Source organism: Streptomyces sp. NPDC005811 (assembly GCF_040630405.1).
Classification (GTDB): Bacteria; Actinomycetota; Actinomycetes; order Streptomycetales; family Streptomycetaceae; genus Streptomyces.
Genome location: NZ_JBEXXK010000055.1, coordinates 1 through 26,331 on the forward strand (window position 1 = coordinate 1; position 26,331 = coordinate 26,331).

At 74.2% G+C, this 26,331-nt stretch carries 16 protein-coding genes and 1 pseudogene; 5 read left to right on the forward strand and 12 right to left on the reverse strand.

Annotation, left to right across the window (positions count from 1 at the left end):
* Positions 1–50 precede the first annotated feature (50 nt).
* A complete protein-coding gene (locus tag ABZ490_RS41070; RefSeq protein WP_359002510.1) occupies positions 51–269 on the reverse strand; it encodes a helix-turn-helix transcriptional regulator in 219 nt (72 codons plus the stop codon).
* Positions 270–522: 253 nt separating this feature from the next.
* The gene (locus ABZ490_RS41075; RefSeq protein WP_359002512.1) at positions 523–771 is read right to left on the reverse strand and encodes a hypothetical protein; all 249 of its coding nucleotides are present in this window, start codon (positions 769–771) and stop codon (positions 523–525) included.
* Positions 772–922: 151 nt separating this feature from the next.
* Here ABZ490_RS41075 and ABZ490_RS41080 point away from each other — a divergent pair, with 151 nt between their 5' ends.
* Both ABZ490_RS41080 and ABZ490_RS41085 read left to right on the forward strand, forming a co-directional pair.
* Positions 923–1,969: a helix-turn-helix transcriptional regulator gene (locus tag ABZ490_RS41080; RefSeq protein ID WP_359002514.1), complete on the forward strand. Its 1,047-nt coding sequence runs from the start codon at positions 923–925 to the stop codon at positions 1,967–1,969.
* Between the two features lie 287 nt (positions 1,970–2,256).
* Positions 2,257–2,748 carry a hypothetical protein gene (locus tag ABZ490_RS41085; protein ID WP_359002516.1) on the forward strand — a complete coding sequence of 164 codons (492 nt, stop codon included), beginning with the start codon at positions 2,257–2,259 and terminating at the stop codon, positions 2,746–2,748.
* A 7-nt stretch (positions 2,749–2,755) separates the two neighbouring features.
* Here ABZ490_RS41085 and ABZ490_RS41090 read toward each other — a convergent pair whose 3' ends face one another.
* From ABZ490_RS41090 to ABZ490_RS41125, 8 genes are all read right to left on the reverse strand, one after another.
* Positions 2,756–3,277 (reverse strand): flavin reductase family protein, encoded by a 522-nt coding sequence (locus ABZ490_RS41090; RefSeq protein ID WP_359002518.1) that lies wholly within the window; start codon positions 3,275–3,277, stop codon positions 2,756–2,758.
* Positions 3,278–3,321: 44 nt separating this feature from the next.
* Complete coding sequence (locus tag ABZ490_RS41095; protein ID WP_359002520.1) at positions 3,322–4,074, reverse strand: SDR family oxidoreductase; 753 nt, start codon at positions 4,072–4,074, stop codon at positions 3,322–3,324.
* Positions 4,075–4,134: 60 nt separating this feature from the next.
* Positions 4,135–5,154 (reverse strand): guanitoxin biosynthesis L-enduracididine beta-hydroxylase GntD, encoded by a 1,020-nt coding sequence (gene gntD, locus ABZ490_RS41100; protein WP_359002522.1) that lies wholly within the window; start codon positions 5,152–5,154, stop codon positions 4,135–4,137.
* Positions 5,111–6,520, reverse strand: coding sequence for an MFS transporter (locus ABZ490_RS41105; RefSeq protein ID WP_359002524.1), 1,410 nt, complete (start codon positions 6,518–6,520; stop codon positions 5,111–5,113). Before ABZ490_RS41105 ends, gntD begins: the two co-directional genes overlap by 44 nt.
* Complete coding sequence (locus tag ABZ490_RS41110) at positions 6,517–6,744, reverse strand: MbtH family protein (protein WP_055635563.1); 228 nt, start codon at positions 6,742–6,744, stop codon at positions 6,517–6,519. Before ABZ490_RS41110 ends, ABZ490_RS41105 begins: the two co-directional genes overlap by 4 nt.
* Before the next feature lie 67 nt (positions 6,745–6,811).
* A complete protein-coding gene (locus ABZ490_RS41115) occupies positions 6,812–12,934 on the reverse strand; it encodes an amino acid adenylation domain-containing protein (protein WP_359002526.1) in 6,123 nt (2,040 codons plus the stop codon).
* Entirely contained in the window at positions 12,931–19,464 is a 6,534-nt protein-coding gene (locus ABZ490_RS41120) for an amino acid adenylation domain-containing protein (protein ID WP_359002528.1), read from the reverse strand. The genes ABZ490_RS41115 and ABZ490_RS41120 overlap by 4 nt, the downstream gene beginning before the upstream one ends.
* A 172-nt stretch (positions 19,465–19,636) precedes the next feature.
* On the reverse strand, positions 19,637–20,524 hold the full coding sequence (locus ABZ490_RS41125) for an NAD-dependent protein deacetylase (RefSeq protein WP_359002530.1): 888 nt from the start codon (positions 20,522–20,524) through the stop codon (positions 19,637–19,639).
* Positions 20,525–20,605: 81 nt separating this feature from the next.
* Between ABZ490_RS41125 and ABZ490_RS41130 the strand changes: the two genes are divergently transcribed.
* The 3 genes and pseudogenes from ABZ490_RS41130 to ABZ490_RS41140 all read left to right on the forward strand — a co-directional run.
* Positions 20,606–21,310 carry a hypothetical protein gene (locus ABZ490_RS41130; protein ID WP_359002532.1) on the forward strand — a complete coding sequence of 235 codons (705 nt, stop codon included), beginning with the start codon at positions 20,606–20,608 and terminating at the stop codon, positions 21,308–21,310.
* Between the two features lie 214 nt (positions 21,311–21,524).
* Positions 21,525–22,739: an MFS transporter gene (locus tag ABZ490_RS41135; RefSeq protein ID WP_359002534.1), complete on the forward strand. Its 1,215-nt coding sequence runs from the start codon at positions 21,525–21,527 to the stop codon at positions 22,737–22,739.
* A gap of 63 nt (positions 22,740–22,802) precedes the next feature.
* Positions 22,803–23,106, forward strand: a pseudogene (locus tag ABZ490_RS41140) (dihydrofolate reductase); the annotation flags it as partial.
* A gap of 42 nt (positions 23,107–23,148) precedes the next feature.
* Here ABZ490_RS41140 and ABZ490_RS41145 read toward each other — a convergent pair.
* Positions 23,149–24,783: a WD40 repeat domain-containing protein gene (locus ABZ490_RS41145; RefSeq protein ID WP_359002536.1), complete on the reverse strand. Its 1,635-nt coding sequence runs from the start codon at positions 24,781–24,783 to the stop codon at positions 23,149–23,151.
* A 237-nt stretch (positions 24,784–25,020) separates the two neighbouring features.
* Positions 25,021–26,274 carry an MFS transporter gene (locus ABZ490_RS41150; protein WP_359002538.1) on the reverse strand — a complete coding sequence of 418 codons (1,254 nt, stop codon included), beginning with the start codon at positions 26,272–26,274 and terminating at the stop codon, positions 25,021–25,023.
* Between the last annotated feature and the right edge of the window lie 57 nt (positions 26,275–26,331).

Genomic DNA, 26,331 nt, shown 5'->3' on the forward strand with positions numbered 1-26,331 from the left:
GGCGCCGGCGGGATCGTCCGCCGGCGCCCTCCGCCGTCGTGGAAGCGGTACTACGCCTGGGCCAGGCCGAGGTCGAGGCGGCGGGAGACCTGGAGCGCCAGCACCATCAGATGCGCCCGGTTGCTGACCCCCGCCTTTCCCCGGATTCGGCGCAGATACGTGTCCACGGTGTGCGGACTGAGATTCATTCTCCGCGCGATGGAGGAATACGTGTGGCCCTCGGCGAGATAGCCGAGTACTTCGAGCTCACGGTCGCTGAGTTGCTTCACTATTTCGACGGTGAACGGACTCACAGGTGTGCCTTTCTTGGTGAAGACGAGGGCCTCGCGGCCGGGCCTTCGCCGGCTCGACGCTCAGGACTGCCGGGCGTGTCGCGCGCGCCGCCGCGCCGGATTCCGGCGGGGCGGGTTAGGGTGCGCCGTGATCGGGGGACGACACGGTGGGGGTGCGAGCCGAGTGGTGACCTTCAGCTCGATCCCGTCACGCCGGTCCCGGGGCTCGTCGAGCCGTGTGCGGACCGGCTCAGCTGCCCGAGCTGCCCCAGCCGCTGTCTCCGTCGGTGACGATGGCGGCCGCCTCGGTGACCACGTCGTTGGCGTACCGGCCGCCCCAGCCGCTGTCGTCGTTGGTCTCCGCCGTGCCGGCGAGCACGGAGTGCGTGGCCGTTCCGGGCGCGGGCGCCGACAGGGTGTGGGCCGCTCCCACAAGCGTGCCGAATGCGATGCACGCGAGGACGGACGCTGCGGCGGCGGTGGCACGGAAGGATTTCATCTGAGGCACTCCTGGTTCTGAATTCTTGAACGGAACCGGTAGTTCCGTGTATTCGCTCTCCGGTGCCTCAAGACTTCCGTCCCGACGGGGTCATGGCCAGCGCACGAGGTGCTCACCAAGCTGCCCCGCAGCAAAACGAACAGGGGATGTAATGGTTATACCTGAACAGAACCGGGCAATCGACCCGCCTGTACGGCTCAACGACCGGGAGGTCGCCCTCTATCGATGGGTGTCGGCGAACGGACGCATGGACCCGGAGCGCGCCGCCCGCGAACTCGGCCTCGGCTGCGAGGAGGCGGAGGCCGCCGTCGTCTCCCTGACCGGACTCGGCCTGCTCAAGGCCGACTTAGACGACCCGGCGCGGCTGCGCCCCGTCGACCCGGACCTCGTGGCCGCCGTGGTGACCATCTCCATGGAGTCCGCGATCCGCACCCAGGAGGCCGAACTGCACCGCATCCGCGACCAGTTCGCCGATCTGCGCGGCCACTACCGGGACAGCCTCAGCCGCGGGTCGGTCGATCTGGAGGTGATCCCCGGAGTGGAGGAGGTGCGCGCCGCCCTGAACCGGGCCGCCGAGGAGTGCGCCGAGGAGATGCTCACCAGCCAGCCCGGCGGGAACCGGGTGCCGGCCGTCCTCCAGGAGGCACTGGCCCGCGACACCGCGATGCTCTCCCGCGGGGTGCGGATGCGCACGCTCTACCACCACACCGCACGCTTCAACGGACCCAGCCAGGCCTATGTCGCGACCGTGTCCGCCCTCGGCGCCGAGTACCGCACCGCGCACGAGCTGTTCGGCCGGCTGATCGTCTTCGACCGCAAGGTCGCCTTCATCCCCGAACGCGGCGGCACCTGGGGCGCGGTGGTGATCAGGGAACCCTCCGTCGTGCACTACCTGTGCGAGGTGTTCGAGCAGGCGTGGACCCAGGCCGCGCCGTTCTCCGACGCCGCCGCCGACGGCCTGGAACTCGTCGCCAAGGACATCCACCGGACGATCGTGCGGCTGCTCGCGGCCGGCCTCAAGGACGAGAGCATCGCCCGCCGGATCGGCATGTCCCTGCGCACCGCGAGAAAACACATCGCGGACATCATGGAGACCCTCGGCGCCGAGAGCCGTTTCCAGGCCGGGGTCCTCGCGGCCCAGCAGGGCCTCCTCGACGACGTGCCGGAGCCCGGCTCCGGAACGGGTCCGGCGGACTGATCCGCGCGCACCTCTAGGGACATCCCGGGACATCGCCGCGGCGGAGACGGGCCGCCGCCGGTTCGGTACCGTGATCCCGGGACTCCCGCAACTCCCTCCGTGTGCAGCAGAGTTCCTGCAAACCGCAGGCGCGGGCCGGAGCCACGGCACCGCTCGCCCCGCGGTCATGTGGCGGAAGAACAGGAGACCTGCCCTTCCCGGGACGTCCCGTGTACCACGTACGGGCCGTCCGCGCGTGAACCACGGCACGCGGGACGTTGCGGGTGCGATGCGGAGCGGAGCGGGACGTGGACTACGCAGGAGACCTCGGCCGGGGCACAACGGGTCTGGAGCTCTTCGTCAGGGATCTGGCCCTGTGCCTGTCGGTGCACCGCGACAGGGGGCCGGCCCTGGTGTGGCCGGACGGCGTCGACGCCGTGCTGGTCGACGCCGAGCCGACGCACGGCGTGGCCGCCGGGACGGCCGCGCTCACCTCCGGCCTCGGTGAGCTGCTGGCCTGCCGGGTCGGGAGCTCGTTCCTGACCCTGGAACCCGGCGCGCACAGCGGCGGCAACACCGCCGCGACCGACCTCGTGCTGCTGCCCGTGCGCGGCAGCTGCGGCGGCCGCGTCGAACCGGCACCGCCCGGACGGGCCCGGGCCGTGCTGGACCGCCCCCTGGAACTGCGGCTGAGGGTCGGCGAGGCCCTCTACGTGCCGAGCGGTTTCGGCTACGAACTCAACGAGGCGCACTCGCCGTGCACGCTGCTCGTCCTCGCGCTGCACCCGCCGGTCTGGTGAGCCCGCGTCACCGCTCGGGCCGCGTCTGCCGCCGCGCGAAGTGGATCAGGGGCTCCGCGCCCTCGTCCGTCGCCACGTGCACCACCTGGCCGACGACCAGGGTGTGGTCCCCCAGGGGCACGTACCGCGTGACCCGGCACACCACCCCGGCCACCGCGCCGCCGAGCAGGGGAGCGCCGTACACGCCCCCGTGGTCGACACCGTCGAAGCGCCGGTCCGCCGGCGCCTCCGCGAACCGGGCGGCCAGCGCGCGCAGCCGGTACGGCAGGACGCTCACCCCGAAGCGGCCCGCGGCCCGGACGTGCCGGAGCGTCCCACTGTCCGAGGCCAGCGACACGAGGAGCGTCGGCGGCCGGTCGGTCAGGGAGAGCACCGCGGTGGCCGTGCAGCCGACCGGGTCCGCTCCGTCGTACGCGGTCACCACGGTGACACTGCGGGCGAAGCGGTTCATCGCCGCGCGGAACGCGTCCGGCGGGACCGTGCCGGAGCCGCCCGGGGGAGCGACGGCGTCCTGGGTGGTCGCGGTCATGTGTCGGGTCCTGCCTTTCCGGGCGTCGGAAGCGGCGGCCTTGACTAGGCCGGGACGGAGGCGCGGGCGGCCGTGCCGAACTCGGCGGTGGTCGCGCCCGCCGTCTCACCGCCGTCGACGACCAGCTCCTGGCCGGTCAGGAACGCGGCCTCGGGCGAGGCCAGATAGTGGAACGCGGCCGCGATCTCCTCGGGGGAGGCGTGCCGGCCGGCCGGGATCCGCGCGTTGACGCCGGCCAGCATGTCGTCGGTGTACTCGGCGAGCTGCATGGGCGTCAGCACCGCCCCGGGGCTCACACAGGCCACGCGGATACGGGGGCTCAGCTCCAGGGCGAAGGTCTGGGTGAGGGCGATGATGCCGGCCTTGGTGGCGTTGTAGTCGGCGTAGTACGGGTAACCGCGGCGGCCGTTGACGGACGCGGTGGCCAGCAGCACCCCGCCGTCGCCCTCGGCCATCAGACGGGCGGCGGCGCGCCACATGCCCAGGGTGCCGAGGAGGTTCACGTCGACCACGCGCCGTGCGGCCTCCTCGGTGAGGTCGAGGACACCGTGCCGGACACTGATGCCGGCGTTGGCGATGACGACGTCCAGGGAGTGGTCCCGGTGCACCCGGGTCAGGGCGTCCTCGACGGCCTGCCAGTCCGCGACGTCGCAGCGGACCCAGGAGACCGGGCCGCGCGGCTCGTGCGACGGTTCGGCGATGTCCAGGCTGACCACACGGTCACCCGCGCGCGCGAAGCGCTCGACGGTGGCCAGGCCGATCCCGCTGGAGCCACCGGAGACGACGATGGTGCGCATGATGTGCAGTCCCTTTCCTTGGGGCGGAGTTATGGGGCGGAGTTCTGGGGCGGGCAGGGGTCAGAACAGGACCCGCGCGGCGCCCGGCGAGGCGTGCGGGGTCGTCTTGCGCAGATCACGGCTGACGATCATGCGCTTGAGCCAGCGGTCCCTGCCGTCGTGCGCGGCCCGGAACGGCCTGCGGCCGTGTACGGCGACGTAGTTGTCCACCACCGCCAGGCTGCCCTGCTCCACGACCACGTCGAGCTGGACCCGCTCCAGCTCCTCCATCAGCTCGTCCAGGGCCCGCTGGGCGGCCCCGTCCCGGCCGGCGCAGGTCATGAACGGGTAGTCGACGCGCAGATAGGGGCGCTCCCGGTCGCCGGACAGGACCGGCACGGGCTCGGGGTCGGACTGCATCCGCAGCATGCCGGCCAGCGCCGGGTGGCCGGGATGGCGTTCCTGGAGCTGACGGACGTGCTCGTCGTCGGGGCGGATCAGGAAGCGTGGCGTACGCAGCAGATCGGCGGTCTCGTCACTGATCTTGACGTCGCGGACGGACGCCACGATGGTCGGCACCCGCTCGTCGTTGCGCATCCCGAACAGCAGCAGATAGTCGCAGCGGCCCGGGTGGAAGCCGTCCTCGGTGTGGAACTCCAGCAGGCACTCGCTGCCGTGCCCGCTCTGCCGCAGCTCGTCGCCGCGGATGGGCAGCAGGTTCTGCACGACCCGGCCCAGCTGGAGGGTGGAGAAGGTGAAGGGGTCGCCGAGGGCGGTGCCGACCATCGCCAGGAACAGCTCCTGGTCGAGGGGCGGCCCGTCGGCGGGTACGTCCGCCCAGTGCGCCGGGGTGGCGCCGACGGCCGCGTCGTCGACCGGGAAGCCGTGGATCACCAGGGCGGCGGCGGGCTCGGCGCGGCGGAAGTGCTCCAGGAAGCCGCGCAGTCGTGGCGGGAGGTGGGCCGCGGCGTCCCAGTGACGGTCGTAGAACGCGGGCTGTGCGGGGGTGGGGGAGGAGTCGCGGAGGCCGGCGAGCGCCTCCTGGATCTGCTCGGTCTCAGCGGCGGACAGGACGTATTCGAGGGGAAGACCGTGATACATGGGGTGACCTGCCGGTTTCTGAAGAGAGGGACATCGGGGGTGAGGCGGACGTGGGGGAGACGGGCGGGCGCAGGAGGACGGGGACCAGGGAGGCGGCGGCGCAGAGCAGGCACAGGACGCCGCTGAACCGGAAGGCCTCGCCCGCCCCGCCCTGGGCGAGCAGCGCCCCGCCCAGCGCCGTGCCCAGTCCGCTGCCGAGGGCGTCCGCCGTGCCGAGGAGGCCGAAGGCCCTCGCCGTGCGGCCGGGGCCGGCGTTCCGGGCGACCTGCGCGGAGATCAGCGGCAGGGCGACGGCCAGGAGGATCCCCTCGGTGACGGACAGGGCGATCGCGGCGGCCACCGAGCCGACCAGGGGGTACAGACAGGCGCAGCAGCCGATGACCAGTGCCGCGCAGCGGATGAGGACGGGCCGGGACACCCGGGGCAGGACGGCTCCGGCCCGGGGCGACAGGGCGAGGGCGGGCAGCGCCAGACAGGCCGCCGACCAGGCGATCACCGCGTCCCGGGCACCCAGCCCCCGGAGATACACCGCCCAGACCACGGAGTAGCCGCCGTAGAGGGCGGTGATACCGAACAGCAGCACCAGGAGCGGCCACAGGGTGACGGGCAGCGGGGGCCGCGGACCACACGGGAGGGACGGGCCGACCGGGTGCCCCGATCCCGGCGGCGCCCCGGAACGATCCGGTCGCACCGGCTCGTCCAGGAGGCCGGCCGGTGACGGCTGCGAGCTGGTGCGGGCCGGTTGCCCGGCCTCCTGCGCCAGGCCCGCCGGCTCAGGTCGCGACCGGGCGCGGGCCGGCCGTACAGCCTCGTCCCTTAGGCCCGCCGTGCCCGCCACCGCGGTCGCCGTGAGGGCGACCGCGGTGGCGGCCCACGCCGCCCCCGCACTCCCGTGCAGGAGGACGGCCCCCGCGCCCAGCGGGCCGACCAGCGCGCCCAGCATCTGCGCGGCCGTCAGCCGGCCGTAGGCCCGCTCCAGTCGGTCCGCCCCCGGCGCCCGGCCGCCGGGGGCTCGCGCGGCCAGGGTGGCGCGCAGTCCCGTCGTCGTCAGTGCCGCCCCCGCCATCAGCAGGAAGTCGGCGGCGGCCAGGCTCCACCACGGGGTGAGCGTGGCGAACGCCAGACAGCCGGCGCTCTGCACCCCCGTGCCGAGCAGGGTCATCCGGGTGGTGCGGCAGCGGTGCCCCCAGCGGCCCGCGGCGAGCTGGGCCAGCGCCCCGCCGGCCGCGGCGGCGGCCATCACCAGCCCGATCGTGCCCTCGGTCACACCCCGGTCGAGGAGGATGAGCACCTCCGCCGAGAACAGACCGAGCTGGCTCGCCCGGGAGAGGAAGGCGACGGCCACCACCGCGAGGGGCGCGCTCACCGGGCCCGTACGGCGTCGGCGTCCATCGCGCGGACCAGGCTCGCGGGCCGGATGTCCGTCCAGTGCTCGCCGATGTAGTCCAGGCAGTCCTGGCGCGAGCCCTCCGGCCGGGCCACCGCCCAGCCGGCCGGCACCTCGGCGAACGAGGGCCACAGGGAGTGCTGGTTCTCGTCGTTGACGAGGACCAGGAAAGTGCCGTCGGGGTTGTCGAAGGGGCTGCTCATGACGGGGTTCCTCCAAGGTTTCGGGACATGGACGTGAGGCCGTGGATGTGAGGTGATGCGTCGGCGGTCAGCCGAGGCGTCGCGCCAGCCCCCGGGGCGTCGGCCGGTCGAAGACCGTCCGGACGGGGAGCCGTGGATCGAGACCGAGGGCGCGGATCCGGCCCGCGAGCCGCAGCGCGCGCGGCGAGTCGCCGCCCAGGGCGAAGAAGTCGTCGTCGGGGCCCACGTGGTCGAGCCCCAGGACCTCCGCGAACAGCGCGCGTACGGCGTCCACGGGACCCTCCGCCGGGGACGGCAGCGCGGGGAACCCGGTGAGCACCGCGCGGAGCCTCGCGGCGGTGCGCTCGGCGGTGTCGCGGTCGAACAGGTCCGGCCGGTAGCGCAGTTGCAGATGGAGCCGGTCGCCGGGGACGCCCATGAGGGTCATCGGGTAGTGGTAGGCGTCCCGGCCGTCGAGACCGGACAGCCGTATGCCTCCGGCGCGCACCCCGGCCGGGTCCGCGGGGTAGTTCTCGAAGACGGTCGAGGTGTCGAAGAGCGGGGTGCCGCTCGCCAGCGCGTGGATGCGCGGCAGCCCCAGGTGGTGGTGCGGGGTGAGGGCGGACTGCTCCTCCTGGACACGGGCGAGGAGGTCTTCCAGCGGTTCACCGTCCCTCAGCCGCACCCGCACCGGCACGGTGTTGATGAACAGCCCGACCGCGTGCTCCACCCCCGCCAGCTCCGGCGGACGCAGGGACACGGTCGCGCCGAAGACCACGTCGCGCCGCCCCGTCGCCTCGGCCAGGACGAGCGCCCAGGCCGTCTGCATCAGGGTGTTGGGCGTGACCCCGTGGGTCCGGGCCAGCACGTTCAGCGCGGCGGTCTCCGCCTCGGTCAGCTCCGTCACCACCCGCTCCGCCGGGAGCGGTGTGCCGCCGCGCGCGGCCCCCGGGGCCAGCAGGGTCGGCCCGTCCAGCCCGTCGAGCGCGTGCCGCCAGGCCTTCTCCGCGGCGTCCCGGTCCTGCCCGGCCTGCCAGGCCAGATGGTCGCGCACACCGGCCGCGGGCAGTGGCGCGGGCAGCTGCCCGACACCGCGCTCCCGGGCCTCGTACAGGGCGAACAGATCGCGCAGCAGCACCGGCAGGGACCAGCCGTCGAGCAGGAGATGATGGACCGTCAGAAGCAGGGTGTGGTGGTCGTCCGTCTCCCGCAGCAGGGTGAAGCGGGCGAGCGACGGCCCGGTGAGGGGGAAGCGGTCGGCCAGGTCCGCGGCGAGGATCTCCGCCCGCTCCCCGTCCCCCGTGGAGGGGGCGAGTCCGTGCTCCGCCCAGAGCGGTTCCGCGTCGCGCAGCACGAGTTGCACCGGTGCGCCCGAGGCGAGCGTGCCGAAGGCGGTGCGCAGCGGCGCGTGCCGGCGGACCAGGTCACGGCAGGCGGCCCGCAGGGCGGCACGGTCGACAGGGCCGTCCAGGGCGAGGGCCAGCTGCACGTGGTAGACGTCCGTCGTCTCCTCGTCGTACAGCGCATGGAACAACAGCCCTTCCTGCAACGGGGAGACGGGCAGGACATCGGCCAACCCGTGCCCGGCCCAGCGCGCTTCGAGCCTCTCCAGCTCGTCCTGCCCGATCCGCTCACCGGCGACGGCCACCACCCCGAGGTCGGACGGGGTCAGCCCGCCCCCTCCGCCGGAGGTGTGGGCGACGAGCGCGCGCAGTGCCCGGAACCAGGCGTCGGCGAGTTCCCGTACGCGCGCCTCGTCGAGCAGCGTGCCGGGCCAGGACCAGTCGGCCACCAGGCGGGGGCCGCCGGGGCCGTCCTCGGTGACGGCGTTCAGATCGACGGCGTGCGGCAGCGGCATCCCGGCGTCGGCCGGGGAGACCGGCGCGTCCCCCTCCTCGGCCGCCTCCCAGTCGGCGGCGCGGCCCGCCGCGAAGCGGCCCAGGTAGTTGAAGCCGATCTGCGGGGTGCGGCCGACGGCGAGCAGCGGGCCGGTGTCGGGGTTGAGGTGGCGCAGGAGTCCGTGGCCGATGCCCCGGTCCGGTACGGCCCGCAGCTGTTCCTTGACGGTCTTCACGGCACGTCCGAGCGCGGCCCCGCCGGACCAGACGTCGTCCCAGTCCGTGACCGCCGGGTCCAGGCGCACGGGGTACAGGGCGGTGAACCAGCCCACCGTGCGGGAGAGATCGAGCCCGGGGGCGAGTTCCTCCTGCCGGCCGTGGCCCTCCAGGTCGACGAGGACGCCGCCCCCCGGCTCCCCTCCGCGCCAGTGCGCGACGGCCAGTGCGAGGGCCGTCAGCAGGACGTCGTCGACACCGGCGTGGAACGCCTCGGGCACCGTCGTCAGCAGCGCGGCCGTCTCCGGGGCGGGCAGGGTGAGGGTGAGGTTCTCGCGGGTGGCGTAGACGTCACGGGCCGGGTCGAGCGGCCGGTCGGTCAGCAAGGGGTCCTCCGCGGCCGACACCGCCTGCCACAGCGGCAGTTCGGCCGCGCGCGCCGGGGAGTGGGCGGCCTCGGTGAGCCGCCGCGACCAGGTGCGCAGGGAGGCCGGCACCGGGTCCAGCGCGGCGTACGCGTCCTGTCCGGCCGCCGCCGCCCGCCAGGCCGCCGCGAGATCGGGCAGCAGGATCCGCCAGGACACGCCGTCCACGGCGAGGTGATGCACCATCAGCAGCAGTCGGCCCGGTTCCGTCGCGCCCCGGTCGAGCCAGACGGCCCGCAGGAGCCGGCCGCCGCGGGGGTCGAGATTCCGCTGTGCCGCCCTGGCCAGGTCCGCCAGGGTCTCGCCCGGACTCCGGTGCAGGGTGAGGCAGTCGGCGGCGCGCACGGAACCCCGCGCGGTCACCTCCAGGGTCCACCCGGTGCCACCGTCGTCACCGAGTCTCAGCCGCAGTGCGTCGTGCCGGTCCAGGACGGCCTGGAGCGCCGCGACCAGATCCTCCTCGCGCAGTCCGGCCGGGACCCGGACCAGCTGGGACTGGTGGAACCCGGCCACCGGTCCGCCCTGCGCGCGCAACCAGTGGGCGATGGGCGTGAGCGGCACGGGCCCGGTGCCCGCGTCCTCTGGCTCGGCGACGGGCGCGGTGTCCACCGGTGCGGCCACCGTGGCGAGCGCGGCCACGGTGCGGTGCCGGAACACGTCGCGCGGGGTGAGGACGAGCCCGGCGCGGCGGGCCGCCGTGACGAGCTGGATGGACAGGATGGAGTCGCCGCCGAGGGCGAAGAAGCCGTCGTCCGGTCCGACGTCCGGCACCCCGAGCACCTCGGCGAAGAGCGCGCAGAGGGTCTCCTCCACCGGGCCCCGCGCGGCCCGTCCGCCGGCGGCGGTGAACGCGGGCGCGGGCAGCGCCTTGCGGTCGAGCTTCCCGCTGAGCGACAGGGGCAGTTCCGCCAGCGGTACGAACGCCTGCGGGACCATGTGCTCCGGCAGTGCGTCGGCGCAGTGGGCGCGCAGCTCCTCGGTGTCGTACTCCGCCGCGCGGGCCGGGTCCGCCGGGACGACGTACGCGATCAGGCGCCTGACGCCGGGCCGGTCCTCGCGGACGACGACCGCCGGGGTGCCCACGGACGGGTGACGCGCCAGGACGGACTCGATCTCCCCGAGTTCGATGCGGAAGCCGCGCAGCTTGACCTGGTCGTCCGCCCGTCCCAGGTAGAGCAGTTCGCCGTCCTCGGTCCAGCGCACGATGTCGCCGGTGCGGTACATCCGTGACCCGGGCGGGCCGAACGGGTCGGCGACGAACCGCTCGGCGGTCAGTGCCCGCCGCCCGTGGTACCCGTGGGCCAGCTGGACCCCCGAGAGGTACAGCTCGCCGGGGGCACCCGGACGGGCGGGCTGGAGTCCCGCGTCGAGGACGTGGACGCCGGTGTTGTCGACCGGGCGGCCGATGGGCACCGAGGGCGTCGACCCGCCGGGCGTGCTGCGCCGGTGGGTGACGTCGACGGAGGCCTCGGTGGGGCCGTACAGGTTGTGGAGCGTGGTGCCGGCGGCGTCGAACAGGTCGTGGAAGCGGTCGGCGAGCGCGGTGGGGAGCGCCTCGCCGCTGCAGACGACCCGGCGCAGGCCCGTGCACCGGGCGGCCCCCGGCGTGCGCAGGAAGGACTCCAGCATGGACGGCACGAAGTGCAGCGTCGTCACGCCCTCGCGCCGGATCAGCTCCGCCAGGTACGCGGGATCCTTGTGCCCCTCCGGCCGGGCCACGACCAGCGTGGCTCCGGTGATCAGCGGCCAGAAGAACTCCCACACCGACACGTCGAAACTGGACGGCGTCTTCTGCAACACCCGGTCCGCCGCCGTCAGTTCGTAGGCGGACTGCATCCAGAGCAGCCGGTTGACGATGCCCCGGTGGGGGACGAGCACCCCCTTGGGGCGGCCGGTCGAGCCGGAGGTGTAGATCATGTAGGCGGGTGCGAGCGGGTCCACGCGGGGCAGCTCCCCGCCGTCGGCCACCGGCTCCTCGGCCAGCCGCCCGTACAGCTCCGGGGTCATCACGAGCGCGGGGCACGCGTCGTCGAGCATGTACCGCACCCGGTCCGGCGGATAGTCCGGGTCCACCGGCAGATAGGCGGCCCCCGCCTTGTGCACGGCGTACAGCGTCACCAGCAGGTCCGGCGAGCGGGGCAGGGCGACGGCGACGATCCGCCCCGGCCCGGCGTCCCGGGCCACCAGGGCGTGCGCCAACCGCGTGGCCCGGGCGTCGAGTTCGGCGTACGTCAGGGTCGTGCCCCCGAAGACGACGGCCGGGGCGGAGGGGGTGCGCGCGGCCTGCGCGGCGAACAGCTCGGGCAGCGTGGCCGCCGGATGCGTGACGGCCGGCCCGGTCCCGGCGGCCAGGAGCGCCGCCCGGTCCTCCGTGTCCAGCGCGCCGACGCCGCCGACGGGCAGGTCGGGGGTGGCGGCCAGGGCGCCCAGGATCCGGGTCAGCGTGCGGGCCAGCCCGTGCGCCGCCGCGGTGTCCACGACCCCGGGCTGATGGCTGAGGTCGAGGCGCAGCCGCCGCCCGGGCACGGCCACCAGGCTGAGCGGGTAGTGCATGGTGCCCGTCGTGGCCGTGTCCTCCAGGAGCGCGACGCGCACCCCGCCGAACGTCCGGTCCAGTGACTCCTCGTCGAAGGGGGCGTTCTCGAAGACGACCGCCGTGTCGAACAGGTCGCCGAGACCGGCCGTGCGCTGGATGTCGGCGAGACCGAGATGATGGTGCGGGAGCAGCGCGGCCTGCTCCTCCTGGAGGCGCTCCACCAGGGCACCGAGCGATTCGGCCGGGTCCAGCCGCACCCTGACCGGCACGGTGTTGATGAACAGGCCCACCGTCTCCTCCACGCCCGGCAGTTCCGCCGGCCGCCCGGAGACGGTCGCCCCGAACACCACGTCCTGCCGGCCGGTCGCACGGGCCAGCAGCAGCGCCCAGGCGGCCTGCACCAGCGTGTTGACCGTGACACCGCGGGAGCGGGCGCGGCGGGTCAGCCCGGCGGTCAGCGACTCGGTGAGATGGGTGACCACGCGCCGCGGGAACCCGGGCGCCCCGCCGCCCGTGCCGGCGGGCCCCAGCAGCGTGGGCTCCTCCAGGCCGTCGAGGGCCGCGCGCCACGCCGTCCGCGCGCCCTCCCGGTCCTGTGCGGCCAGCCAGCCGAGATGCCGGCGGAAGGACGGCGCCGGCTCCATACCGTCGGCGCTGCCGCCACGGTCGTACAGCTCGAACAGATCCCGCAGCACCAGCGGCAGCGACCAGCCGTCCAGCAGGATGTGGTGGTTGGTCAGGAGCAGCACATGCCGGTCGGTGTCCAGGCGCAGCAGCCGGAACCGGATCAGCGGCGGGGCGGAGAGGGTGAAGCGGCGCTCCCGGTCCTCTGCGGTGATCCGGTCGAGCGCGGCGGACCGCTCCGCCTCCGGCAGCGGGCTCAGGTCGTCCTCCGCCCACGGCACCTCCACCGTGCGCGGCACGATCTGCACCGCCCGCCCCGTCCCGCGCTGGAGGAACCCGGCCCGCAGGGCGGGATGCCGCGCCGGCACGGCCGCGCAGGCCTTCCGCAGCGCGTCCCGGTCGAGGGGGCCGGTCAGCTCCAGCGAGGTCTGGACGGTGTACACATCGCTGCCCTCGCCGTCGTACAGGGCGTGGAAGAGCATGCCCTCCTGGAGGGGGGTCGGCGGCAGGATGTCGAGGTCCGGGCGGCTCCCGGGGGCGGACCGGGGCGCGGCGTGCGGCGTCGCGTTCACTGGGCGGACTCCCATGCGGCCATCAGTTCGGCCAGTTCGTCGTCGGGCAGGGCGATCGGGGACGGCTCGGCTTCCTCGGCCCATCCGGGCGGCTCGGCCGCCAGGTCCTGGGCGATCACCGCGAGCGCGGCGGGCGTACGGTGGGTGAAGACGTCCCGGGCGGTGAGGACCAGCCCCGCCCCGCGGGCCCGCGCGACCAGCCGGACCGAGAGGATGGAGTCGCCGCCGAGGGCGAAGAACGCGTCGTCGGGACCGACCGAGGCCAGACCCAGCACCTCGCCGAACAGGGCGCAGAGCAGTTCCTCACGGGGCGTGGCCGGGGCTCGTCCGGTGGGGTCGGCCGTGACGGCGGGAGCGGGCAGCGCACGCCGGTCGATCTTGCCGTTGCGGGTCAGCGGCAGGGACGGCAGCGGCACGAACGCGGCCGGCACCTGGTAGTCGGCGAGCAACGGGGCCAGATGGGCGCGCAGTCCGGCCTCCGCCGGCGCCTCGCCGCCCGGCGGTGGCACCACGTAAGCGGTGAGCCGCTTGACGCCGGGAGTGTCCTCGCGCGCCACGACACAGCACTGGGCGACCCCGGGGTGCCGGGCCAGGGCGGCCTCGATCTCCCCCGGCTCGACCCGGAAACCGCGGATCTTCAGCTGGTCGTCCGCGCGGCCGAGGAAGACCAGTTCGCCCCGGTCGTTCCAGCGCACCAGGTCACCGGTGCGGTACATGCGCCCGCCCGGTGCCCCGAACGGGTCGGCCACGAAACGCTCGGCGGTCGCCTCCGGGCGGCCCAGGTAACCGCGGGCCAGTCCGGCGCCGGCCAGGTGCAGTTCACCGGCCACACCCGGCGGTACGGGCCGCAGCGCGCCGTCGAGGACATAGGCGCGGATGCCGTCCATCGGCCGCCCGACGGGCACCGTGGCCGGTATCGCGTCCCCGGCCCGCATCCGGTGGCGCGCGGCGAACACGGTGGTCTCCGTGGGGCCGTAGCCGTCGACGACGACCAGCCCCGGGTGTGCGGCCAGCACCGCGCGCACGGCGTGTCCGGGCACGACGTCACCGCCCGCCCACACCTCCCGCAGCCCCGCGAAAGCGCCCGGGGACTCCTCGGCGAGCAGCCGGAACAGCCCGGCCGTCAGCCACAGCGCGGTCACCCCGTGTTCGGCGACCAGCCGCTCCAGGGCCGGCCCGTCCAGCTGTCCGGGCGGCGCGAGCACGATCCGGCCGCCGGAGAGCAGCGGCACCCACATCTCGTACGTCGCCGCGTCGAAGGCCTGGGTGGAGTGCTGGAGCACCGACCGGTGGGCCTCGCCGCCGAACGCGCCGTCCCCGGTCAGGTCCAGCACCGCCCGGTGGGTGACACCGACCGCCTTGGGCTCACCGGTCGAGCCCGAGGTGAACAGGACGTACGCGAGCCGGTCCGCACGGACCCCGGGGAGCGGGCCGGTCGTGTCGGGCACCTCGGGTGCCGGCCCGTCCACGACGAGGAGCTGCCCGGGGGCGAGTTCCCGCGCCAGGTCCCGCGAGGCGAGGTCGGTGAGGAGGACACGGGCCCCCGTGCCGCCCGTCATCGCGCGCAGCCGGTCGGCGGGGGAGCGGGCGTCGAGCGGCATGTACGCGCCGCCCGCCTTCAGGACCGCCAGCAGCGAGACGATCAGCTCCGGCGAGCGCTCCTGGAGGACCGCCACGCGCTCCTCGGGCCGCACCCCGAGGGCGAGCAGCCGGTGGGCCAACGCGTCGGAACGGGCGTCGAGTTCGGCGTAGGTGAGGGTGCCCGCGCCACCGGTGACCGCGACGGCGCCGGGTGTGCGCGCCGCCTGCTCGGCGAACCGCCGGTGGATCGCGGAGTCCGACGGAGGCGCGACGGAGGCGTTCCACGCGCGCAGCACCTGATCGCGTTCCTCGGCGGACAGCAGGTCCACGGTGGCGAGCGGGGCGTGCGGCGCGGCGGTGAACGCCTCCAGGAAGCGGGCCGTGCGCGCGACGACCGCCCGCGCGGTGCTCCGGTCGACGAGGTCGGGCCGGTACGCGAGCCGCAGGCTCAGCCGCTCGCCCGGCTCGGCGATCAGCGTCAGCGGATAGTGGGTGGCGCCGTCACCGCCGACGGCGCGCACGGTCAGCCCGGCCGACTCCCCGATGATCCCCGGGTCCCCGGAATGGTTCCCCGAATGGTTCCCGGAGTGGTTCTCGAAGACCGTGGAGGTGTCGAAGAGCCGGTCCGCCCCGGTGGTCCGGCCGATGTCGGCGAGGCCGAGGTGGTGGTGCGGGGAGAGGGCGGCCTGCTCGTCCTGGACCCGGGCGAGCAGCCGCTCCAGCGGTTCGCCCGCGTCGAGCCGCACCCGTACCGGCACGGTGTTGATCAGCAGCCCGGCCAGCCGCTCGACGCCGGGCAGTTCGGCCGGGCGCAGGGAGACCGTGGTGCCGAAGACGACGTCGTCACGGCCGGTGAGCTGGGCGAGCGTCACCGCCCACGCGGCCTGCACGACGGTGTTGGCCGTCAGGGAACGGGCGCGGGCCGTCGCGGTCAGCGCCGCGGTGCGCGCGGGATCGAGGGTGACCCGTACCTGCTCGGCCAGGACGGGCGCCCGGTCCTGATCGGCGTCGGGCACCGCGAGCGTCGGCTCCTCGACGCCCTCCAGTGCCGCCGCCCACGCCTTCTCGGCCGCCCGCCCGTCCTGTACGGCGAGCCACTCGGCGTAGTCGCGCAGCCCGAGCGGTGCCGCCGCGCGCCCCTCGGCGCCGCCGTACGCGTCGAGGAGGTCGTCCAGGACCACGCCGAGCGAGGCGCCGTCGAGGACGATGTGATGGCCGGTGACCACGAAGAGGTGCCGTTCGTCCGCCAGCCGTACGAGCAGGAAGCGCACGAGGGGCGCGCGGGCCATGTCGAACGGGCGGGCGCGGTCGGCGGCCAACTCCCGGGCGATCCGCTCCCGCTGGCCGTCCTGGCCGTCCTGGCTGTCCTGGCTGTCCTGGCTGTCCTGGCCGTCCGTCGGCAGTCCCGTCAGGTCCAGTTCGGTCCATGGCGCCTGGTGCGCCGCGGTGATCACCTGGAAGGCCCGGCCGGTCGCGGAGTGCGTGAAGGCCGCGCGCAGCGACTCGTGCCGGGCGAGGAGCGCGTCGCAGGCGGCCCGCAGCCGGTCCGGGCGCAGCGGGCCGATCAGTTCGTACGCGGTCTGCGCGATGTACGGGTCGATGCCCGCCGTGCCCTCGTAGTGGGCGTGGAACAGCATGCCCTCCTGCAGCGGGGTGAGCGGCAGGACGGCGGTGTGCCCGGGGTGGGAGACGGCGAGGGCGGCGCGCTCGGCGTCGTCCGGGCCGGGCAGCGGGCGGACGGGCCGCTCCTCGCCCTCCCCGGGGTGCCGGCGTGCCACCTCGGCCAGCCCGGCGACGGTCTTGTGCAGGAACACGTCCCGGGGCGCGATGACGACCGAGGCCTCCCGGGCCCGCGCGGCCAGCCGCACGGCCAGCGGGGAGTCGCCGCCGAGCGCGAAGAAGCTGTCGTCGATGCCGACCCGGTCCACGTCGAGGAGTTCGGCGTACAGGGCGCACAGCGTCCGTTCGACGGGGGTGCGGGGCGCGCGGCTGTCGGCGGCGCCGGTGATCTCGGGGGCGGGCAGGGCGTCGCGGTCGAGCTTCCCGTTGTGGGTCAGGGGCAGGGTGTCCAGGGCGGTGAAACCGGCCGGGACCATGTACTCGGGGAGGGACGCGGCCAGATGCTCCCGCAGCACTCCCGCGTCCGGCAGGGCGGCACCGGGGACCGTCACGACGTAGGCGACGAGCCGTCGTACCCCCGACCGGTCCTCGCGCACCACGACGGCGCACTGCGCGACGGCCGGATGGCCGGCCAGGACGGACTCGATCTCCCCGGGCTCGATCCGGAAACCGCGCAGCTTCACCTGCGTGTCGGCCCGGCCCACGTAGACGAGGAGACCGTCCGCGCCCCGCCGCACGAGGTCGCCGGTGCGGTACATGCGCGCGCCGGGAGCGCCGAACGGATCGGCGACGAACCGTTCCGCGGTGAGCGCGCCCCGGCCCAGGTACCCGCGGGCCAGTCCGGCGCCGGACAGGAAGAGTTCACCGACGGCCCCGTCCGCCACGGGCCGCAGGGCACCGTCCAGGACCCGGGCCGCCAGGTTGTCGACGGGCCGGCCGATCGCGGGAGCGGCCGCGGCCCGCAGATCGCAGTACATCGAGTCGACCGTGCACTCCGTCGGCCCGTACACATTGCGGGCGGTCAGGCCCGGGGTGGCGCGGAGTTCGGCCCACAGGTCGTCCGGGACGGCCTCACCGCCGAGCACGAGCACCTTGGGCCGGCGCCCGCCGTCCAGCAGCCCGGCGTTCAGCAACTGGCGGGCGTGGGTGGGCGTGGTGTCCAGCACGTCGACGGCGTGCCGGTCGGCGTACGCCGCGAGCGCGCCCGCGTCCCGGCGGGTCGCGTCGTCCACGACGTGCAGCTCGTGCCCGGCGACCAGCCACAGCAGCGCCGTCCAGGAGGCGTCGAACACGAACGCGTTGGTCAGCGCCACCCGGAAGCGCTCCACCCCGGCCTCCGCCACCGCGGGCTCGATGAGGACGCGCCGATGGTGCTCGAACAGGTTGCTCAGGCTGTGGTGCTCGACGGCGACGCCCTTGGGCCGGCCGGTGGAGCCGGAGGTGTGGATGACGTAGGCGAGATGCCGGGGGAGCAGGGGCCGGGTGCGGTCGGCGTCCGTGGGGTCGGACACCGGAAGTCCGGGCAGACCGAGACCGGCGTCCTCCAGGAGCAGCACCGGAGCGTCCTCGTCCCGGGGCAGTGCCCCGGCCGACGCGGCGGTGGTCAGGATCAGCGCCGGGGCGGTCTCGGCGAGGATCTGCCGGGTCCGCTCGGCCGGGTGCTCCGGGTCCAGCGGCACATAGGCGGCACCCGCCTTGAGGACACCGAGCAGGGCGACGACCGTGTCCGCGCCGCGCGGCAGGGCCAGGGCCACGCACCGCTCGGGTCCGGCGCCGAGGCCGGCCAGCAGATGGGCCAGCTGGTTGGCGGACGCGTCGAGCTCGCGGAAGGTGAGCGCGCGGCCGGGCGAGACCAGGGCGCGGGCGTCGGGGGTACGGGCGGCCTGGGCGGCGAACAGCTCGGCGACCGTGGCGGGGGCGACCGGGCGCGGCGGCGCTCCCGCGCCGGACCGGGCCGCCTCGATCTCCGGGGCGGTCAGCGTGTCCAGGCGGCCGAGCGGGAGAGCGGGGTCCGCCGTGGCCAGCGCGGTGAGGAAGGCGAGGAAACGCTCCTGGACGCGGGCCAGTTCGTCCGTGTCGTAGAGCGCGGGGTTGGCGTCGAAGGAGAACTGGAGCCCGTTGCCGTCGGAGCGCTCGTACACGGCGATCGAGAGGTCGCCGACCGGCCCGTTCGACATGTTGTGCACGGTGATCGGATGCCCGGCGAACGTGACGTCGAAATCGAAGGGCATGATGTTCACCATGGGGCCGAAAAGATGCCGTCCCTCGTCGAGCAGCCGCAGATCGCGCCGTAGATCCCCGTACGGATAACGCTGATGCCGGAGCAGATTCCTGAGTTCTCCGGCGACATTCCGCAGCACGTCCCCGACCGTCATGTCCGGGGAAAGGCTGATGCGCAGCGGGAGTTCGTTGGACACCATTCCCGGAATGTTCCGCGCCTCGGCCCCATGGCGCGCGGAGACGGGAATGCCGACGGTGATGTCCCGCAGTCCCGTGACCCGGTGCAGCTGCGCGGCGACGGCCGCGACGACGACGGCCGACCAGGAGGTGCGGGCGGCACGGGCGGTCGCCCGCAGCCGGTCCAGCACCTCGGGGGACAGCCGGGTGACGCGCCGCAGGAAGGTGTCCGAGGGCGGGGCGGCGCGCCCGGAGCCGGCGAACGTGGCGATCTCGTCGGGACGGTCGGCGAACCGCCCGGCCCAGTGCGCCCGGTCCTTGCCGTACTGCTCGGAGCCCCGGTAGGCGCTCTCGCCCTCCAGCAGCGCGCCGTACGGCGCGAAGGCGCCCTCGTCGGCCGGCTCGCCGGCGGCCAGCGCGGTGTAGACGCGGGCCACGCGCCCGGTGACGGCCGCCGCCCCGAACGCGTCCACGAGGACGTGGTGGTAGCGCTGGTGCCAGAAGTAGCGGTCCTCGGCCAGCTTGATCAGGGCGTACGCGTACAGCTCCCCCTCGCCCAGGTCCACGGGCCGGGCCAGGTCCGCGGCGATGTACGCGCGCGCCGCCCCCTCGGGGTCCTCCTCGCCGGACAGATCGAGCCGGACCAGCCGGGGGCCCTCGCGCATCTGCCGGTGGCCGTCGAGCACCTGCCCGTGGCCGTCGAGTACTTGCCGGGGGCCGTCCCGCTCCTCCACCGGCCGGATGCGCAACGCCCCGGCCTCCTCGACCACTTGCTCCAGGGCGGCCTCGAACAGGTCCCCGTCGACCGGCCCGTGGATTTCCACGAATTCGCCGACGTTGTACACGGGAGAATTCCGATTCAGCTGGTGCGCGAACCAGACCCCGCTCTGGGCTGCCGTCAACGGCAGCGAAGTGTGCTGGGCAGCAGACATGACTCCACCTCGGTCGGAGCTACGGCGGTCGGGACACCGCGAAATACCGTGAACATGCCGCGTCGCCCATGTCGTTGCGCAGGGCGCGGACGCGTTACCGATGATTTCTCCGACGCGTTTTCCGCTCAAGTCACGGGATGGCGTTACCGAGGTGGAGTGAGGTGCGCTGTGTCTAGGGGGCGCCGGGAAGGCCCAGTCGGTCGGCGACCGTGGTGAGGGCCGCGCCCAGCGGGAGCGCGACGCGGGTGAGGGCGTGGCGGTCGCCCCGGGTCGCGTCACGGTTGACGATCAGCACCGGCTTCCCGGCCAGGGCGGCCTCGCGGACGAACCGGAGCCCGGACATCACCGTCAGCGAGGACCCCAGGACCAGCAGCGCGGTCGCCTCCCGGACCAGCCCGCGGCAGTGCTCGACCCGGGCCGGCGGCACGGTCTCGCCGAAGAACACCACATCGGGCTTGAGGACACCGCCGCACACCGCGCACGGCACCACGCGGAAGTCCCCGACCTGCTCGTCGGTGAGGTCGGCGTCACCGTCCGGGTTGATGCCCGCCGCCACCGGCGCGAAGTCCGCGTTGGCCTCCGCCAGCCGCCGGGCGAGTTCCCCGCGCGGGCTGACGGCGCCGCAGGACAGACAGACGACCCGGGCCAGGCTCCCGTGGAGTTCCACGACGTCCTCGCTGCCCGCGCCCTGGTGCAGCCCGTCGACGTTCTGGGTGATCACCCCGGAGAGCAGCCCGGCCCGCCCGAACGCGGCCACCGCCCGGTGCCCGGCGTTGGGCCGCGCCCGGCCGAAGGTGCGCCAGCCGAGGTGGCTGCGCGCCCAGTACCGGCGGCGCGCCTGCGCCTCGGCGGTGAAGTCCTGGTAGGTCATCGGCGTGTGCCGGCTGAGACTGCCGCCCTCGCCCCGGTAGTCGGGGATGCCCGACTCCGTGGAGATGCCCGCCCCGCTGAGCACCAGCACCCCGCCGCCGCCCAGGGCGTCGACGACCGGCTCCAGATCCGTGGTGCCCGGCGGCAGGCCCTCGGTGGGCGTCCAGCTGAGGGTGGGGCGTATCCGCATGCCGCAAGGGTACGAAAGGTGCCCCACCGAAAGGTGCCCCACCGCTTGAGAAGACCGGCGGGCGGGCCGACAGTGAGAGGCATGAGCCGCCACCGACGCCCCTCGCACCGCGCGCCGTGGATCGTGGGTGCGGTGGCCGTCCTCACCGCCGGTGGCCTGGGCGTCTGGGCGCTGACGTCCTCGGACGACGGCACCTCCCGGCCGTCGCCCACGGTCTCCTCCGGCCTGTCGCTCCCCTCGCTCACCCGGCCCTCGTTCACCACGTCGGCCTCACCGTCGCCCTCCACGTCGCCCTCACCGTCGGCCTCGCCCCGGATCTCGAGCACGTCCCGTCCCCTCCCCACGCATCCGTCGACCTCCCGACCCCCGGTGGCCACGACACACCCCGGCGGCCACGCGGTGGCGTCGGCGACGCCCCGGCGGCCGGCCCCGGAACCGACGCCGACTCGCACACCTGTACGGTCGCCTCATCCGGCGCAGACCGCGCCCGCGGCACCCCGCCCGACGCCGACCGTCTCCGCGCCGCCCTCCACCCCGGCGCCGACACCGCCCTCCACACCGGCGCAGACACCGCCCTCCACGGCCCCCGGCAGCTCGGCGCCGACGACCGTCTGGTTCACGTCGCCGGTGGCCGAGGCCGCCGCACAGCGCATGGCGGCCTCGGGGGCGGTCGGTGACCCGGCGTGCACGCTGTCCGCTCGGGGCGACCCCGACCCCCGGCTCGTGCCGCAGGCCGGCCGCATCGGCGTCGGCACCTCCGGCGGCTACTGGTGCCTGATCTGGTAGATCCGCCCGGCGTGTGACGAAGGCCATATTCGGCATGCCTCGATCTTGGAATGCGCAGGCCTCCGCCGCTGCTGCACCTTGGTGGGCCTCCCCTGCCCCGGGGGGCGCACCGGGCAATGGCGGCCGGCGCGACTGGCCACCGGAGCAGGGCGACGTCGGTCCCCGCCCGCTCCGCCGCATCCGGATCGTCGCCCCCGAAAGGTACTCCCGCTCCATGCCCCTGGCACTGCTGGCCCTCGCCGTCGTCGCGTTCGGCATCGGTACGACCGAATTCGCCACGATGGGACTGCTTCCCCAGATCGCCGACGGCATCGGCGTGTCCGTCCCCCAAGCCGGCAACGTGGTCTCCGCCTACGCGCTGGGCGTCGTCGTCGGCGCCCCCGTCCTCACCGGCATCGGCGCCCGCATCCCCCACAAGCGGCTGCTGATCCTGCTGTCCGGGCTGTTCGTGATCGGCAACGTCGCGTCCGCCCTCGCCCCCACCTTCGGCTGGCTCTTCGCCGCGCGCTTTCTCGCGGGCCTGCCGCACGGCGCCCTGTTCGGCGTGGGCGCCGTCGTGGCGTCCCGGCTGGTCGCCCCCGAGCGGGCCGGACGCGCCGTCTCACGGATGTTCCTCGGCCTCACCGTCGCCAACATCGTCGGCGTCCCGGCCGGCACCGCGCTCGGCCAGCAGTTCGGCTGGCGGTACGCCTACTGCGCGGTCGCCGTCATCGGTCTGATCGCCCTCGCCGCGCTCGCCGCCTTCGTCCCCGACCAGCCGCGCGGCTCCCAGGCGGGCATCCGCCACGAACTGCGGGCGATGGGGAACAAGCAGGTCGCCATCGGACTCGCCACCGCCGTCGTCGGATTCGGCGGCTTCTTCGCCGTCTACAGCTACCTGGTCCCGATCCTGACGCACCTCACGGGCTTCTCCGACTCCTCGACCACCCTGGTCCTCGCGCTCTACGGCGCCGGCATGACGCTGGGCACGCTGATAGCGGGCCCGCTGACCGACCGCGCCCTGCGCCCGACGCTGTACGGCGGACTCGCCCTGCTCGGCGCGACGCTCGTGGCGTTCTACTTCACGGTCCACAGCACCGTCCCCGCGCTGCTGACGCTCGTCGTCATGGGCGCGATGGGCGCCCTCGTCACCACGCCCGTGCAGATGCTGCTCATGGCCAAGGCGAAGGACGCGCCGACGATGGCGGCGGCCTCCAACCACTCCGCCTTCAACCTGGCCAACGCGGGCGGCGCCTGGCTCGGCGGTCTCGCCATCTCGGCCGGCTGGGGCTGGGCCTCGCCCGCCCTGGTCGGCGCGGCCCTCGCCGCGGCGGGCCTCGGCCTCGCGTTCACCGGCGGCCTGATGGACCGGGGCAGCGGGACCTCCGAGGTGATCACGTCGTCGGGCACGAAGTCCCTGACGGACACCGACCAGGTCACCGCGGGCTGACGACCCATCCCACCGCACGGGAGCCGTGCGGCGGGATGGAAGCAGTGCGCACGGGCCGATGAGGGCAGCGAGGCCCTCCACACCTGGGCGTTCTCCGACGACCCCGACGACCCCGACGCCCGCCGGACCCTGCGCGAGGAACGACGGCTCCGGAGCCGACCGGCTACGGCGCCGGTGAGGTCGGCAGGCCCGCCTTCGTCGTCGTGACCGGCTCACTCCCGGAGCCGGTCCGGCTCACCGACCTCGACCGGACGTTCATCACCACCGGACTGAGCGACGCCACGGCACGCCGAGGTCACGTCGTCGCGCGGCGGCGAGGACCTCGACGTCGTCCTGATGGGGCGGCAGCGCCATGATCGGCCAGGCGTTTCGAGGCCGGACCGCTGTGTCCCTCGAAGAGGGGGGGAGCTCATGGGACGAGGGCGGTCGCGTCCCACACCATGAGCGTCCCCCCGTTGTCCAGGGTCATCAGGTGCCTCGCGTCCGGTGACAGGCGGCAGTCGAGGACGCTGTTCTGGTGGACGTCGAGGGTGCTCAGGACTGACCCGTCCTGGAGGGACCGGATCTGCACCCGATTCCCGTCGGGCAGGGCCAGCCAGTCCTCGCTGACGGCGCACCGTGTGCCGTTCCGCCGCAGCGTGAAGCGCTCCTGGCCGCTGGGCAGTTCCAGAACCCGGATGTCGTACAACCCGCCGAGCGCGATCCATGAGCCGTCCCCGGCCAGACCGAGCCGGTGGATGCCATGCTCCTGTTTGGGCAGCTCCGCACGCAGTCGGCCGGAACGAGGGTCCCAGAGCGAGACATCGCCCATGGTGCTGCCCAGGGCGAGGGTTCCGCCGTCGGCGCTGAGCGCCATGGGCGACATGTCCGCAGTCCTGGGATGCGTGCTCCAGCGTCTGCCGGTGAGCGGGTCGCCGAGGTAGCCGGTCTCCTTCTCGTAGGAGATCCACGTGCCGTCCGGGGTCTGCACGGAATTCGTCACATTGTGGAGCTTGATGTGGCTCCTCGGGCTGCCGCTGACCGCCTCCCAGGTTCGCGCCCTCTCGCAGACCCGCCCGGCCAGGAGGAAACTGCCGTCCGGAGAGAGGGCGCAGTGGTCCGTCCGGTCGTACGAGCCGTGGATCACCCGTCGCACGGTCTGAGTCGCCAGGTCGTGGACCTGGATGAGACTGCCCCGGCCGGCCGTCACCAGCCAGGTACCGTCCGGTGACATGGCGAAGGGGTAGGTGGACTTCGGCACGCGTAGTACCGCACGGACCGCCGACCGCGGCCAGGGGACGGGCGGTGCGGCGACGGCGGTCAGGCCAAGGGCTCGCAGCAGATCCTGGGCCAGCTCCGCCGGATCCCGAGAGGTGGAGGGGTCCTCCCGGCCGATGACCTCGTTGATCGTCGAGGCAGTGGCCCTGGACTCCGGGGAGTCGACCAGGGCCAGATCGGTCAGCAGCCCCTGTGCCTCGAACCGCTGGATCCGTGCGGTCTGCCAGCGTGGATGCGCCACCAGTCCGGCGGCGGCCTCACGGTCGGTGTGCCACACGTGCCACACCAGGTGCCGCCACCAGTACGCGGCGTCGGCAGGCAGATCCCACCAGCTGTCACCGTGTTTCACCAGTTCGCGGGCGTTGTCCAGGAGCCGGCCGTGCCATGCGCGCGCCTTGCCCGTCGGCCAGCGCGACGCCAGGCGTTCCCGAAGCTCCTCGGGAACGGTGGCCCGCCACCAGCCGTCGTCGCCCCTGACGACGCTCACGAGGTCGACACGGGCAAGGGTCTCGAGCAGGTTCAGGGTGACCGTGTCGGGGTCGACCCCACGCCAGGCCTCTGTGACCTCGCGCGCGACCAGTTCGACGCCCGGAGGGAGAGCCGACAGAGCCATGACGTTGAGGGACTGGTAGGCACTGAGGCTCTCCGCCAGTGCCGTGCCGAGGGCGTCATCGCCCCAGTCCTTGTGGCCTGTCTGCCGCGCGAACTCCCGGGCTTCCCGCTCGCGGATCCTCCGGTCGGACCAACGCAGCCACCAGTCGTAGTACAGCTCAATCGGTGTTCTCATCGCCCGCGACCTCCCCGGCCCTGCCCCCATCTGGACGCTCAGCAAAACATCTCGAACGCCTGTGCGCAGGAATTCCCCCGGGACCGGCGCGCGGACTGGGCTGTACGCCTTCGTTCTGCCGGGAGCCGACTCGACTGACCCACAGGCCGGCAGTGCAACGGCACAGGAGCGCGGTGCGGGCACTCCGCTGTTCACTCCCGCACCTGAATTGCCGGGCCCGTCCGGTAAAGGGCACCCTCACCGCGCGGGTGCCGTGCGGCGCACGGACAGGGCCAGCGCGGCACAGCACCCCGTGCCCACCACCCCCGCCGCGCAGACGACCGTGCTGACCGGCCACAGCTCGGCCGCCGCGCCCGCGAGGGCCATGCCCACGCCCTGGATCGTCATCAGTCCCGCCGTCTGCGCGGTCATCGCCCGGCCGCGCAGCTCCGCGGGGACGGCCTGGACGAACCACTGATCCAGCCCCAGCGTGTACGCCCCCGCGGCCCCCGCCAGCGCCAGGGCCGGCAGGACCCAGCCGAGCCCCGGCAGCAGCGGAACGGCCAGGAACGGCAGCAGCCCGCAGACCGCCAGGGGCAGCGTGATCCGGGAACGCGCCGCGGGGGACAGCAGGGAGCCGGCGACCAGCTCGCCCACGATGGTCCCGACCGGCAGCGCGCACATGAGCAGACCGACGCCGACCGTACCGGCACCGATCTCGTCCGCGTACGCGGCGGCCAGCGCCTCGGGAGCCACGACGAACAGGGGCGGCCCCCACATGAGGAGCAGGACGGCCCGGGTCCGCCGGTCCTCGAGGATCTGACGGGCACCGGACAGCGAGTTCCGGACGAGCGCCCCGCCCCGGGCGCGCGCGGGCCGGCGGTGCGTCCCGAGGCGCAGCAGCAGCGCCGAGCTCGCGAACGTGCACACGGTCACCACCAGGGCGCCCCGGGGGGACACGACGGTGAGCAGCACGCCACCCAGGCCGAACCCGAGGAGCAGCGCGCTCTGCGACACGATCCGCAGCAGCGACCGGCCCAGCACGAACAGATCCCCGTCGCCGAGGATGTCGGCGAGTGTCGCGGTGCGGGTGCCGGTGAAGACCGGCGCTGTCACGGCGATGGCGCAGCGCAGGACCAGCAGGACGGCGACGGGCGTGCCGGGCAGAGCCATGGCGCCCGCGCACGCCGCGCACACCAGGTCGCACAGGACCAGGACCCGGCGCGGGGGGTACTGGTCGGCCACCCCGGACAGCAGCGTGCCGCCCACGAGGTACGGCAGGAATCCGAGGGCGAAGACCAGCGAGCTGAGCAACGGCGACCCCGTCAGTCCGTACACCAGTACGGTCAGCGCGACCTCGCTGACGACGACGCCGAGCAGCGAGAGGGCGTGCGCGGCGAAGACGGCACGGAACTCCGCCACCGCGAAGACGCGACGATAACCGGGTGGCGAGGGCTGTGAGGAGGACTGTGAGGTGGGCTGTGGAGGGGGTGGAGCCGTCTTTCCATGCATGGGAGGCAGCGTGCTGGAGTCGTGGCCCGGCCCGTAGAGTTTCGGTGTCAGCCGAAT